The sequence below is a fragment of the Actinocrinis sp. genome (genome assembly GCF_035946395.1).
In the GTDB taxonomy this organism is placed as follows: domain Bacteria; phylum Actinomycetota; class Actinomycetes; order Streptomycetales; family Catenulisporaceae; genus Actinocrinis.
In genome coordinates this window covers 1-13,434 of sequence record NZ_DASYZI010000411.1, presented here as the reverse complement: position 1 = coordinate 13,434, position 13,434 = coordinate 1, and the positions used below count along the sequence as shown (strand labels likewise).

The 13,434-nt window shown below is 70.2% G+C and carries 10 protein-coding genes and 1 pseudogene; 8 read left to right on the top strand and 3 right to left on the bottom strand.

Translation table 11 applies throughout. The features are described 5' to 3' along the window. Positions 1-53: 53 nt before the first annotated feature. The 3 genes from katG to VGS97_RS25670 form a co-directional block, all read right to left on the bottom strand. A complete protein-coding gene (katG, locus tag VGS97_RS25680) occupies positions 54-2,294 on the bottom strand; it encodes a catalase/peroxidase HPI (RefSeq protein WP_326856223.1) in 2,241 nt (746 codons plus the stop codon). 17 nt (positions 2,295-2,311) lie between these two features. Beyond that, positions 2,312-2,791, bottom strand: a complete 480-nt coding sequence (locus tag VGS97_RS25675; RefSeq protein WP_349262262.1) for a Fur family transcriptional regulator — start codon at positions 2,789-2,791, stop codon at positions 2,312-2,314. A 61-nt stretch (positions 2,792-2,852) separates the two neighbouring features. Further along, positions 2,853-3,365: a redoxin domain-containing protein gene (locus VGS97_RS25670; protein ID WP_326856221.1), complete on the bottom strand. Its 513-nt coding sequence runs from the start codon at positions 3,363-3,365 to the stop codon at positions 2,853-2,855. Between the two features lie 267 nt (positions 3,366-3,632). Here VGS97_RS25670 and VGS97_RS25665 point away from each other — a divergent pair, with 267 nt between their 5' ends. From VGS97_RS25665 to VGS97_RS25630, 8 genes and pseudogenes are all read left to right on the top strand, one after another. Further along, complete coding sequence (locus VGS97_RS25665; RefSeq protein ID WP_326856220.1) at positions 3,633-4,415, top strand: enoyl-CoA hydratase/isomerase family protein; 783 nt, start codon at positions 3,633-3,635, stop codon at positions 4,413-4,415. A gap of 3 nt (positions 4,416-4,418) precedes the next feature. Then, on the top strand, positions 4,419-5,903 hold the full coding sequence (locus tag VGS97_RS25660; protein WP_326856219.1) for an asparagine synthase-related protein: 1,485 nt from the start codon (positions 4,419-4,421) through the stop codon (positions 5,901-5,903). Continuing rightward, entirely contained in the window at positions 5,900-6,703 is an 804-nt protein-coding gene (locus tag VGS97_RS25655; RefSeq protein ID WP_326856218.1) for a TauD/TfdA family dioxygenase, read from the top strand. Before VGS97_RS25660 ends, VGS97_RS25655 begins: the two co-directional genes overlap by 4 nt. After that, complete coding sequence (locus VGS97_RS25650; protein ID WP_326856217.1) at positions 6,700-8,172, top strand: class I adenylate-forming enzyme family protein; 1,473 nt, start codon at positions 6,700-6,702, stop codon at positions 8,170-8,172. Before VGS97_RS25655 ends, VGS97_RS25650 begins: the two co-directional genes overlap by 4 nt. Beyond that, positions 8,169-9,353, top strand: a complete 1,185-nt coding sequence (locus tag VGS97_RS25645; RefSeq protein ID WP_326856216.1) for an acyl-CoA dehydrogenase family protein — start codon at positions 8,169-8,171, stop codon at positions 9,351-9,353. The genes VGS97_RS25650 and VGS97_RS25645 overlap by 4 nt, the downstream gene beginning before the upstream one ends. A gap of 3 nt (positions 9,354-9,356) precedes the next feature. After that, complete coding sequence (locus tag VGS97_RS25640) at positions 9,357-9,986, top strand: FMN-binding negative transcriptional regulator (protein ID WP_326856215.1); 630 nt, start codon at positions 9,357-9,359, stop codon at positions 9,984-9,986. Then, positions 9,983-13,186, top strand: a complete 3,204-nt coding sequence (locus tag VGS97_RS25635) for an AMP-binding protein (protein WP_326856214.1) — start codon at positions 9,983-9,985, stop codon at positions 13,184-13,186. Before VGS97_RS25640 ends, VGS97_RS25635 begins: the two co-directional genes overlap by 4 nt. Beyond that, a pseudogene (locus VGS97_RS25630) lies at positions 13,183-13,434 on the top strand (hypothetical protein); the annotation flags it as partial. The gene VGS97_RS25635 and the pseudogene VGS97_RS25630, both read left to right, overlap by 4 nt.

Sequence of the window (13,434 nt, the reverse complement as noted above, 5' to 3'; positions counted from 1 at the left end):
CCGGACGCCGGTGTCAGTGCATCAGATCCTCAGTGCATCAAACTCTCACTGCATCAGATCCTGTGCCCCGGCAGGTCGAACCGGTCGAGGTTCATCACCTTGTCGAACGCGGCCACGAAGTCGTGCACGAACTTCTCCTGCGCGTCGTCGCTCGCGTAGACCTCGGCGAGCGCGCGCAGCTCCGAGTTCGAGCCGAAGACCAGGTCGACGCGGCTGCCGGTCCACTTGAGCTCGCCGGTGGCGCGGTCGCGGCCCTCGAAGGTCTCCGCGTCCTCGGAGGCCGGCGACCACTCGGTGCCCATGTCGAGCAGGTTGACGAAGAAGTCGTTGGTCAGCGCCCCTGGCTTTGCGGTCAGGACGCCCAGCGCGGACTGCTGGAAGTTGGTGCCCAGCACGCGCAGGCCGCCGACCAGGACGGTCATCTCGGGCGCGCTCAGCGTCAGCAGGTTCGCGCGGTCGACCAGCAGGTACTCGGACGGCAGCCGGTTGCCCTTGCCGCGGTAGTTGCGGAAGCCGTCGGCGACCGGTTCGAGCGCGGCGAAGGACTCGGTGTCCGTCTGCTCCTGCGCCGCGTCCGCGCGCCCCGCGGTGAACGGGACCGTGACGTCGAAGCCGGCCTCCTTCGCGGCCCGCTCGACCGCGGCGCACCCGCCGAGCACGACGAGATCGGCCAGCGAGACCTGCTTCGCCCCGCTCTGCGCGCCGTTGAACTCCGCCTGGATCCCCTCAAGGGTGCGCAGCACGGCCGCCAGCGAGTCGGGGTCGTTGACCTCCCACTCGCGCTGCGGCGAGAGCCGGATGCGCGCGCCGTTCGCGCCGCCGCGCTTGTCGCTGCCGCGGAACGTCGAGGCCGACGCCCACGCGGTGGAGACCAGCTGCGAGACGGCCAGCCCGGAGTCGAGGATCTTGCCCTTCAGGGCGGCCACGTCCTGCGCGTCGACCAGCTCGTGCGTCACCGCGGGCAGGACGTCCTGCCACAGCAGCTCCTCCTGCGGGACCAGCGACCCGAGATAGCGCACGCGCGGACCCATGTCACGGTGCGTCAGCTTGAACCAGGCACGGGCGAACGCGTCCTCAAGCTGCTGCGGGTGCTCCAGGAAGCGGCGGGAGATCTGCTCGTAGATCGGGTCGAACCGCAGCGAGAGGTCCGTGGTCAGCATGCCCGGCGCGCGGCTGAGCCGGCCGTCCTCCGGGTCGGGCACGGTGCCGGCGCCCGCGCCGTCCTTCGGCTTCCACTGCCAGGCGCCGGCGGGGCTCTTGGTCAGCTCCCACTCGTGGCCGAACAGGTTCTCCAGGAAGCTGTTGTCCCAGCGCGTCGGCGTGGCCGTCCAGGTGACCTCGATGCCGCTGGTGATCGCGTCGCGGCCCTTGCCGCTGCCGTGGCTGTTCTTCCAGCCCAGGCCCTGCTCCTCCAGCGGCGCGCCCTCGGGCTCGGGGCCGACGTACTTGTCCGGGTCGGCCGCGCCGTGCGTCTTGCCGAACGAGTGCCCGCCGACGATCAGCGCGACGGTCTCCTCGTCGTTCATCGCCATCCGGCGGAACGTCTCGCGGATGTCCCGGGCCGCGGCCAGCGGGTCCGGCACGCCGTTCGGGCCCTCCGGGTTGACGTAGATCAGGCCCATCTGCACCGCGGCCAGCGGCTTCTCCAGCTCGCGGTCGCCGCTGTAGCGCTGGTCGCCGAGCCAGGTGCGCTCCGGGCCCCAGTAGACGTCCTCGTCCGGCTCCCAGACGTCCGTGCGGCCGCCGGCGAAGCCGAAGGTCTTGAAGCCCATCGACTCCAGCGAGCGGTTGCCCGCGAAGATCATCAGGTCGGCCCAGGAGATCTGCTTGCCGTACTTCTTCTTCACCGGCCACAGCAGCCGGCGCGCCTTGTCGAGGTTGCCGTTGTCGGGCCAGCTGTTGAGCGGGGCGAAGCGCTGCATGCCGGCGCCCGCTCCGCCGCGGCCGTCGTTGATGCGGTACGTGCCGGCGCTGTGCCAGGCCATCCGGATCATGAACGGCCCGTAGTGGCCGAAGTCGGCGGGCCACCAGTCCTGCGAGGTCGTCAGCACCTCGTCGACGTCCCTGGTCAGGGCGTCGAGGTCGAGGCCTTCGAACGCGGCGGCGTAGTCGAAGTCAGCACCCATCGGATTGGCTGCGGCAGGGTGTTTGCGCAGGATCTCAAGGTTGAGCTGGTTCGGCCACCAGTCGCGGTTCCCCCCGCCCTCGGTCGGGTGCTTGAGGCGGGGCGCGGAGCCGCTGCCTCCGGCCGGTTCGTTCATCTCACCAACGGCGGCGTCGGGATTTTCGGACATGGGAATCCTCTCCAGGATCAGGGGTTTCCTCGGGAACTTGATGCGGAGGAGCTTGATGCGGTCGAGCACCTGGGGCACAGGCCCCAGTAGATGACCTCGGCCTCGTCGATCGCATAGCCGTGGTCGTGGGACGCGATCAGGCAGGGGGTCTCGCCTATCGCGCAGTCGGCATCGGCTATGTCACCGCACGAACGGCACACCACATGATGATGGTTGTCGCCGACTCGCGACTCGTAACGCGCGACGGAACCCGCGGGCTGGATGCGCCGCACCAGGCCCGCGGTGGTCAGCGCGCGCAGCACGTCGTAGATGGCCTGGCGGGAGACGTCGCCCAGATCCGCGCGCACGACACCGACGATCGAATCCGTGTCGGCGTGCGGATGATCGTACACGGCGGCCAGCACCGACACGCGTGGACGTGTCACACGCAGAGCGGCCCCGCGCAACATGCTTTCGAACCCCGTGCTGTTCTTGGGCACGCCCCGAGTCTTGCCCATTTTCTGGATTGATTCAAGTTAAAGCCGGGCCGACGCGAACCCGACCGGAGGGCTGGGGGCGTCACAGCTCGCCGCGCGCCGGATAGTCGTGCTCGTTCACCCAGCGCAGCGTCTCCAGGACGTCGGGCAGCGGCGGGCGCATGAACGGCATGGTGCCGACGACCGAGGCGTACAGGGTGCCGTCCGGCTTGATGATGAACAGGCCCGGCTCGTTGTACTCGTCGGGCTGGTTGTCCCTGATTCCCTTCGACAGGTACAGGCCCCAAGCGCGCATCGAGTCAAGGCTGTGCCCGAAACCGATCTGGACCCGGTTCAGGCCCCACTCCTGCACCGTGCGCTTCGCGTCGGCCTCGTCGTTGCCGCTGACGGCCACCACGCTGGTTGCGCCCGCCGCGGCGAAGTCGTCGACCAGCCGGTCGAGCTCGCCGATGTAGCCGCGGCACACGTTGCAGTGCACGCCCCGGTAGAACACGATCACGCTCCACAGCTGCGGGCGCTGCTCGGCCAGTACCCAGCGGCCGCCGCCGACCAGTTCGACGTCGAGCGGGGGAGCGGGCTGCCGCGGCTTCGGCATATACGACTCCTGATATGTTGGCGGGCAGGGTTCGTAATCCCCATCCTGGAGACCGCAATCGAGAGCTGTCAACGCCGCTCGCGCGAATTCGCAGTGGCGCTGGTCACGCGCGGTGCAAACGTAAACCAATGTTCTGACGTCCAGAATGCGGACACTGATTGACCTGGCTCGTCGCGTCCGGGTTATGGTGCTGGCTGCCGCTTCGCACACCGAACCGTCGATTTGTTCGGCGTGCCGCGGGGACGGATGTGCCAGCGAGGGGACGGGATGTCGGCACTTAACTCCGCACTGACCAGTATGACCTGCGAAGCGCTTCCCGGCGGCGTCGCGCTCGTCCAGTTCACCGAGGCGCACGCGCAGAATCCGTTCAGCAGCGAGCGGATGCGTGAACTAAGAGCACTGATGCTCAGTCTCGACGCGGACGAGGACGTCGGCTGCGTCGTGCTCTACGGCGGCGCCGGCCGCTCGTTCGGCGCGGGCGGCGACTTCAACGAGGTCTCCGAATTCCACGGCGGCGACGAGGTCGACTCGTGGGTCGAAGACATCACCGACCTCTACATGACCGTGGCCGGGATATCGAAGCCCGTCGTCGCGGCGATCGACGGGTACGCCATCGGCGTCGGCCTACAGATCGCACTGTGCTGCGACCTGCGTGTCGGCAGCAGCGCGTCGATCCTGGTGATGCCCGAGTTCCGGGTCGGCATCGCCTGCAACTTCGGCGGCTACCTGCTGGAGCGGGTCGCCGGGCGCAGCGTCATGCAGCAGATGCTGTACACCTGCGCCGACTGGCCCGCCGAGCGGGCGCTCGCCGACCAGCTGTTGCACGAGGTGACCGCGCCCGAAGACCTGCTCGATCGCGCCATCGAGCACGCCCGCCGCATAGCGGGCTACACGCGGGCCGCCGTGCAGTCCACCCGGCCGCGCGTGAACGGTCCCCTCGTCGAGGGACTGCGCCGCGTGCGCGAGGAGGGCAAGCGCTCACACCGCACCGCGTTCAGCGCCGGCGAGGCACAACACCGGATGCGCCGCATCATCGGAAAGGTGGTCTGATCCGTGACCCCGGTCGGTCGCTGGTGCGCCGTCACCGCCATCCCCGCCCCCCGGCTCGAACACTTCGGGCAGCACCTCGATCTCGACGGCCTGCACGTCTACTACCGCGGGCCCGACGGCGCGACGCTCGACCCGCCCGCAGGCCGGCCGATCGAACTCGACGTACGGACGCTGATGACGCCGTCCGACCGCGACGCGGGCGAACCGGCCAGCACGCTGCGCGTCGACGAGCACGAAGTCAGTGTCCGGATCTCAGCGCTCAACACCGATCCGGTCTTCTTCGCCGCCGACCGGATGCGCGGGCGCTTCGCCTATTTCACCGACCTCTTCCTGGCGCCGATCGTCCTGCCCGCGCTGGGCATGCCGGTCGAGCTCGTCGACGGCCGGCCCACGCATCCGCGCGGCACCCTGCTGCGCGGCGTCGACCGGCTCGTGCACGGCACCGTCACCACCACCCGCCGCGCGGACGGCCACCCGGCGCAGTGGACCACCGGCACCACCGAGGAGCCGGATCCGCTCGGCGGATTCCTCGCATCGCATCGCACCGATCCCCTTGCCGCCGGCGAGGCCCAACTGGAGGCGCTGGCCGCCCGGATCGCCCGGATCCACGCCGCGGACGCACGGACCACCGCCACCCGGCCTGGCTTCGCCACGCTGCTGTCCGGCGGCATCGACTCCGGCACCGTGACCTGGCTCGCGGCAACCAGCGGCGTGCCGGTGACCCCGTACAGCATCGGCACGCCGTGGGGCGACGAGTTCGAGGCCGCCGCCGAACTGTGCGCCCACCTCGGCATCGAGCTGCGTCCGGTGCAGCTGGCCGAGGACGACATCATCGCCTCCATCCCCGAGGCGGTGCGCTGGCTCGCCGCCGCCGACGCCGAGAACGTGGAGGTCGCGCTGACCGCGACCAGCGCGCAGCGGCTCGGTGTCGTGCCGCCCGGCTCGCACGTGCTCACCGGGTACGGCAGTGACCTGATCAACGCCGGGCTGTATCAGCCGTTTGCGGACCCGGCCGAGCTGACCGCCCAGGTGCTCGCCGCGGTGGACCGCACCCGGTTCAGCAACGAGCTGTCCAACCGGATGGCGCTGGCCTACGGGACCGCGATGGACCATCCGTTCTGGAGCTGGCCGGTGATGCGCGTGGCGTTGGAGACCGCGCCGGAGTGCAAGGTGCGCGAGGGCCGCGAGAAGTTCCACCTGCGCACCGCGATGCAGAGCCGAGTGCCGTCCGGGGTCGCGTGGCGGCGCAAGGTCGCGGTGCATCACGGCGGGGGCCTGCAACAGGGTGTGGCGCGCCGGCTGGAGTCGGAAACCGGCGTGACGGACCGCGCGGCGCTGTACCGAGCCTGCTTCGCGGAACTCGTCGACGCGGCCGCGGAAGGAGACCTGGACCCGGCCGATCACTGGTCGCTGTTCGAGCGCGCGGTGCGCCGCGTGCGTGCCGCCTCCCCGGCGTCCGCTCGCCCGCGAGAGGGGGCCGCCGTATGACCGCGACCGCCACCCCGCTGACCGAGTCCGGCATGGGGGCCGTGCTCGACGCCGACGACGACCTCGCGGCGCTCGGCTCGCGGGTGCGCGACGCAGCCCTCGAACACGGCTGCGCGCTGGTGCGCGGGCTGGACCTCGACGAGCCGCGGTTCCAGTCCCTCGTGCACGCGATCGGCGCCCTCGTCGACCACAAGTTCGGCGAGGGAAAGGCCGATCTGCTCAAACTCGACGCCTCGCGCGAGCCGGGCAAGGTCGTCACCGGCCGCGGCATGCTGCCGCTGCACACCGACGGGCTGCTGGTCGGCGAGCGCACCGACCTGATCGTGCTGTACGCGCGGCGGTTCGCCGACGAGCCCGGCTCGGGGGAGACCTTCGTCTGCGACCAGCTCGGTGCGTGGGCGCAGATGCCCGAGCGGCTGCGCGCCGTGCTCGACGCGGCCGGCAGCCTCGAATACCTCGTGGAGGAGCGCGGCTACTTCCCGAGCGTGCCAGAGGACTGGTATCCGATCGGCGTCGTGCGCGACTACGGTCGGGTACGCTCGCTCAACCTCGCGCTGGCCTTCGCCCCGGACGCCACCGCGCGCGGCTGGCAGGTGCGGGTACCGGGGCTTGGCGCAAAGGAGTCGGACGCCTTCCTCGGCGAGCTCGACGCGTACCTGAGCGGCTCGCGCTACACGTATCAGCACCGGTGGACCGAGGGCGATCTGCTCGTGATCGACAACCAGCGCACGCTGCACGGACGCACCGCGATCGGCGAGGGTGGTGTGCGGGTGCTGTTTCGCGGGCAGATCCGACTGTGATCTATTCCGCCTTCCGGACCGCCGCGCTCGCCGCTCCCGACGCGGTGGCCGTGATCGGCCACGGCGGAACCGCCACCGGCTACGGCGAGTTGCTGGCCGCCGTCGACGAGGCGGCGGATCGGCTGGCGGAACGCACCAGGCCCGGCGACGTGCTCGGATCGGCCGTGGACGATCCGGCCGCGTTCCTCGCGCTCTACCTCACGGCGGCCCGGCTCGGCCGGATCGTGGTCCTGCTCGACAGCGACATGCCGGCGGCGCAGATGCGGCGTTACGCGCAGCGCTTCGACGTGACGGTCCTCGCCACCGACAACGAGGAGCATGCGAACGTCGAAGGCGCCGGATCCGCGTCGTTCGCCCTATACGAGGTCGATGACGCCGACGAGCACCGTGCCCGCGCCGCATCCGGCTATCAGCCCGGCGACTTCGTCGTGCACTGCACGTCGGGCTCGACCGGCGAGCCCAAGGGCATCGTGATGAGTCAGGGTGCGATCGACGCCAGGGTGCGGCTGTGGGCCGGTGACCTGGAGCTCACCCCGGCGGACGTGGTGCTCTGTGCGCTGCCGCTCTCGCACTGCCACGGCATCGACGTACTGACCCTGCCGACCCTGATACGCGGCGGCACCGTCGTGTTCGCGCGGGCGGGCCGATTGACCGGCCGTGGCCTGGCCCACCGGATCGCGCGGTCCGCGGTCACCGTGGTCAGCGGCCTGCCGATCATGTATCAGCTGCTCACCGACGCGGTCAGCGCGTCCGCCGAGCAGCTCGGCTCGCTGCGCCTGACCATCTCGGGCAGCGCGCCGCTGCCGGTGAGCACGCAGCAGCTCTTCCACGACCGCTTCCGCAAGCCGCTGCGGCAGGTCTACGGCCTGTCCGAGATCGGCGTGATCTGCTACGACCGCCGGTACGCCGGCGGCGGTTCGGTCGGCCTGCCGGTATCAGGCATCGAATGGCGGCTGGAACCGCAGTCGGCCCGCGACTCCGATGGCGCGCCGCTGTACGAGTTGCACGTGCGCGGCCCTGCCCTGGCCCGCGGCTACTACCGCGATCCGGCAGCCGAGGCGGAGATGTTCGAGGACGGATGGCTGCGCACCCGCGACCTGCTACGCGCCGACGAAGAGGGCTGGTACGTGCGCGGCCGGCTCTCCGGCTTCATCAACGTCGCGGGCAACAAGGTCGGGCCGCTGGAGGTCGAGGCGGCGCTGCGCGAATGCCCGGGCGTCCGGGAGAGCGCCGTGCTCGGCATGCCTGACGCCACCGGCGCCGAAAGCGTCGCCGCGCTGATCGTCGCCGACCGCGAGACGACCTTCGACCTGGCCGAGGTCAAGCAAACCCTCGCCGACAGGTTGCAGTCCCACCAACTGCCGCAACGCTACGAGCTCGTCTACTCGATACCGCGCACCGCGCTGGGCAAGACCGATTACGCCGCAGCCCGCAGACTGCTCGATCACGCCGCGGGGGTGACGTCATGACGGACACGTATTCGAGTACGGATGTCCTTCCGGACCTGCGCGGGCGGCTCGAAACGATCGCAGAGGGCTTGTACGAGCGCCTCGCGGTCGCCACGGCGGACGAATACGAGCGCGACAGCTCTCCCGTCCTCGCCGCGCTCAAGGAAACCCGTGCGACGGTCATGCTCGTGCCGCGCCGCTTCGGCGGTGGCGGCCACGGCGCGGTCGACGCAGTGCTCTTCCAGGCCGCGCTCGGTGCGCTCGCCCCGTCCGCCGCGATCGCCACGACGATGCACCACTACAAGATCGCGGCGCTCGCGGACGTGGCCGTGGCCGGCGACGCCGGAGCGGGGACGATCCTGGAGGACATCGCGCGTGGCGCGAAGCTCGTGGCCTCCGGCGGAGCCGAGTCCACTCCCGGCCGCGACCTGCGCTCGCTCGGCAGCCGCGCGGTGCGCGACGGTGATGGTGGCGACGGCGGTGGTGACGGCAGTGGTGACGGTGTCGGCTACCGCGTCAGCGGGCTCAAACGCCCCTGTAGCCTGTCGATGTCCATGGACATCATGTCCCTGATGGTCGAGGTGCAGTCCGCCGAGGGCGTCCCCGAAGGCTACGCGCAGGCCTTTCTCGACGCCGATGCCGAAGGGCTGCGCGTCGAGCCCTTCTGGCACAGTTCCGTCTTCCGCGCCGCGCAGAGCCACTCGGTCCATCTCGACGGCGTACGGCTTCCCGCCGAGCGGTTGTTCCCGCTGCGCGGGCTGGACGGCCGGAGTTTCGCAGCAGGCTGCTACACGTGGTTCCAGTTGCTGATCGGTGCCGCCTATCTCGGCGTGGCCTACTGCGTCGCCCTGGCCGCCGACCCGGACCGGCGCGCAGGCTCACCGGCCTGGAGCAGCGCGGTCGCGCACCTGCGCCGCCTTGAGGACGGCGTAGTCGACGCGGCACGCGCCATCGACGGCCAAGCGGATGAGGGCACGCGCCTCAACATGTCGGTGCGCGCGCGCGACCGCGTCGAGGATGAACTGCCTGGCGTCGGCGGCCGGTTGCTGCGCGCCGCGGGCGGCGCCGGATTCGCCGGCGACGGCCTGCGCACCGCGTTGACCGGCGCCCTCAACGCGATCGCGTTCCACCCGCCCCAGCGCGGCGCGCGCGACGGCGTCGGCCTGGAACTGCTCGACCCCGAGCTCAAGGACGTGCCCTGAGACATGTACACCAAGGAGCAGTTCAGCATCCCGCCGGCGGCGATGGCCGCCTTCGTGCGCCGCAAGTCCTTCGGCGTGCTCGCCACCCACCTCGGCGACGAGATGTTCACCTCGCCGTTGCCGCTGGACCTGCGCGGCCAGGCGCCGGACGGCCTGTTCGTCGCGGCGCACATCGCGCGGGCCAACGCAATGCTGGCAGCCTTCGAACACCGGCCGCGCGCCACGATCACCGTGCTGGGCCCGGACAGCTTCGCCCCGGCCGAGTGGTTCGGCACCCGCAGCCGCATCCCGACCTGGCTCTACTGCGCGGTGGAGCTCTCCGGCCGGCTTGAGCCGAGCGACCCGGAGCTGACCCGGCAGGACCTGCTGGTGATGATGGACCGCTTGCAGAAACGCGCCGTCGAGGGCTCGACCTGGACGCTGGACGAGATCCCGGACCACCTGAGCGGCGAGTACCTGAAGCACATCGCCGGCTTCCGCATCAATGACCTGACCATGACGTCCTGCTTCCGGCTCAATCAGCGCAAGGACCACAGCGAGAGCCTCGCCGACGCGCTCGCCGCCAGCTCCGATCCGGCCTGCCGCGAGCTCGCGCCGCTCGTCGCGCAGCCGCCGACCCTCCAGTCCGCATGACGCAGGTCGACGAGCCGGCGATCGACTGGCGCAACAGGACACTGACGCGCGAGCAGGTGGCGCAGGCCACCGACGATCTCGATGGCGTACTGGACGCGCTCGACGCCGCGGGCACTCACGTCCTGCTGTACGGACCGCTGTGCCCGGCCTACGTCGTCGGCTTGCTGGCGTGCATGCGATGTGGGGCCGTCCCAGTGCCCATAGACGCGGGGATGACCGCCGAGCAGTACGCATGGATCGAGCGGACCACGAAACCCGCTCTGGTCATCAGCAGCGACGTATCAGCGATCGATCTGCATCGCGGCGCGGCGGGCACCGCCGAGCTCGTGCTCGAATCCGGCACCGGCCGCATCGTGCTCGACACCACGGCCGGGTACCTCAACCCCGGTGCCTTCCGGCACGTCGATCCCGACGCCGGCTATCTGATCCCGACCTCGGGATCGACCGGGCGGCCGAAGGCGGTCGTCGGCAGCCGCCGTGGTCTGAACGTGTTCCTGTCCTGGTTCGTCAACGAATTCGGGCTCGGTCCGGACGACGTGTGCGCCGCCGCGACCAGGGTCTCGTTCGACCCCTCACTGCGCGAGTTGCTCGCCGTCCTCGCCGCGGGCGGCCGGCTGCGGCTGCCGGAGGTCGACGCGCAACTGGATCCGGCGGCCCTGGCGCGGCATCTGGCGGCAGGAGGCGCGACCCTGGCCTTTCTGGTTCCGTCGCTGGCCCGGCGCACGGCGCAGGCACTCGCCGATCAGGGCCTTGAGCTTTCGGCGCTGCGGTACGGCTTCTTCGCCGGGGAATCGCTGCCTGGACGGGTCGTCGAGGCATGGAGTGCGCTGGCTCCGAATGCCGAGTTCGTGAACCTCTACGGCATGACCGAGGGCACCCTCGCGCAGTTGTACCGGCGCACGGTACGCGCGGCGGATGGGGTCGGTCACGGCGTGCCGGTCGGCCGGCCACGGCCCGGCGTAACTGTGACGATCGCCGAGCCGGACGCGCGTGGACACGGTGAAGTACTCATTCGCAGCAGCACACCCGCGCTGGGCCTGTTCCACGCGGCATCCGCCGAGCAGGAAGAGCCACGAGTCGAGCCACTGCCCGACGTACTGCACACCGGTGATCTCGGGTTCGAGGCGCCGAACGGCGAGGTCGTCGTGATCGGCCGACTCGGCGACGACATGAAGGTCTCGGGGCGCCGGGTGTCGTTCCACGCCTTCGTGGACGCGGTCGAGGCACTGCCCGGAGTTTCGCAGTGTGTTGTCGTCGACGCCGTCGATCACGGCGGGCCGCACGCCTTCCTGGCAGTCCACGAAGACGCAACGACCCGCAACCCCCAGTCGTTGCTGCCGCGGGTCCGCGAGGCCGCCCGCAGCCTCGGCCTTCCGCAACCGGCCGTCCATCTACGGCCGGACCTGCCATTGCTGCGCAGCGGAAAGGTCGATCGTGTCGCGCTCGCCGCAGCCGTCGCCGAGCAGGCGGCAAGCACGGCCGGTGAGCCCGACCTCGGCAGAGCACGTGCGAGTGACGACGTGACCGACGACGTAACGACCGACCTGCTCACGCTGCTCGGCCCGGCCGCGCCCGCCGACGCGTCGGCGAGTTTCGCGGAAGCGGGCCTGACCTCGCTGGAGCTGATCGACTTCGTCCTCGAAGCCAATCGGCGGTACGGCACCGAGTTGACGGTACGGGACTGTTACGACCTGCGAAGTATCGTGGGCGTAGCCGAGCTCCTGAAGCAGACCGGCTCCGCTGCGGCAGCGACACCAATCCCTCAGCAGACTGCGACACCCGACATCGGTACGGGAGACGAATATCCGCTGTCGACCCGTCAGCTCGCGTACATGGCGGTCTGCATGGCCGAGGGGAACGCGAACTGGTGCAACCTGTCACGCGAGATCGTCGTCCCCGGGCCTCTCACCGCCGACCGCGTGGAAGCAGCCGTCACCGTGCTGCTCACCCGACACGACGTGCTGCGCCTGGCGTTGAGCGCCGACGGCACCCGGCTGACGCACATGGCGCCGGAGAACCTGCGCGCGTCAGTGCTCATCGACGCGCAGCCCGGCGGCTCAGGACGCTGTGACCCAGGACGCTGTGACCCAGGACGCTGTGACCCAGAGCGCCGTGACTCAGGACGCTGTGAACCAGGGCACTGTGACTCAGGACTCCGTGACCGAGGACTCCGTGACTCAGAATCTGGCGACCCGGGACCCGACGCCTCTTTCGCATACCGCGCGCGCGTCGAAACGATCCGCGCTCAGACCGTCGGGCCGCTGCTCGATCCGGCCGTACCGCCCCCGCTGCGCCTAGCCGTCGTCCCGGGCCCGCAGACGACGTCCGTCATTCTCGTCGGACATCATCTGTTCCTTGATGGACTGAGCATGGACGTTCTCGCCGACGAGCTGCTTTCCCTTCTCCTCGGCCACGAACTCGACCCGGCCCCCACCCAGAGCTACCGCAGATACTGCCTCGCCACACGCCGCCTGCTGCCTCCCGGCGCGACTTCGCCTTCCGCGCAGTACTGGCTCAATCTGTTGACTGACGCTGGGCAGACCGAGCTGCCAGAGGCCGATGGCGACGCAGCGCGAGCCGGCGAGTTGCTCTCACGCCCCTTCGGCCTGTCCGGCACCCGCGCCGCGCACCGGATCGCCACGGCGTGCGGTGTGTCAGTCTTCGCGGTCGCGCTGGCTGCGTACGGCCGCGCGGTCGCCGAGGAGTTCTCGCTCAAGCAACTCAATATCGTGATACCGGTGCAGGTGCGGGAAGGCGCGCGCGCCGGTACGGCCGGCATGTACATGAGCCAGCTCGTCGTGCGTGGCGTCGGCGGCACGGTACTGGTCGACAGCGCCCGCGAGTACGCCCGCCAGTTGGAGGACGGCGCGAGGCACAGCGACTTCGAGTTCGATGAGCGGGTCGAGGCGCTGGGTCTCGCCGGTTCCGACGGCTTCCCGCTGTCCACGATCCTGTTCAACCAGCACCCGAGGCGCCGCGGCCTGCGCCCCGACGAGCTCGGCTCGTGGAAGCCCAGGGCCCTCGGCCGAGACCTGCGCTACCAGCTCCAAGGTGAGGTGCAGACGTCGGGCGCTGAGATGGTGCTGACCTATTACTACCGGCGGGGCATCGCCCCGTACGCGGCCACACTGGTCGACCGGGTGCACGGTCGTCTCCTGGCCGCGCTGGCCGAAGCCGACGGAGGACGCAGGCCACGATGACGCTCACATCTGAGCAGGACGCCGGACAGCATGCCGAGCACGGCACATTGACGGGCACTAATGCGCCGCCGCTGGACGACGAGACGGCGCGGATGCTCGTGCACCGTGCAGGTGCGACTCCGGTATACGTATACAACCGGACCGTGCTGCGGGACCGCGTCGCGTTGGTGCGTACGGCGTCGCCGACCGGTGCGCTGATCTATTACTCGCTCAAGGCCAATCCGCATCCCGGAGTGGTCAATGCACTG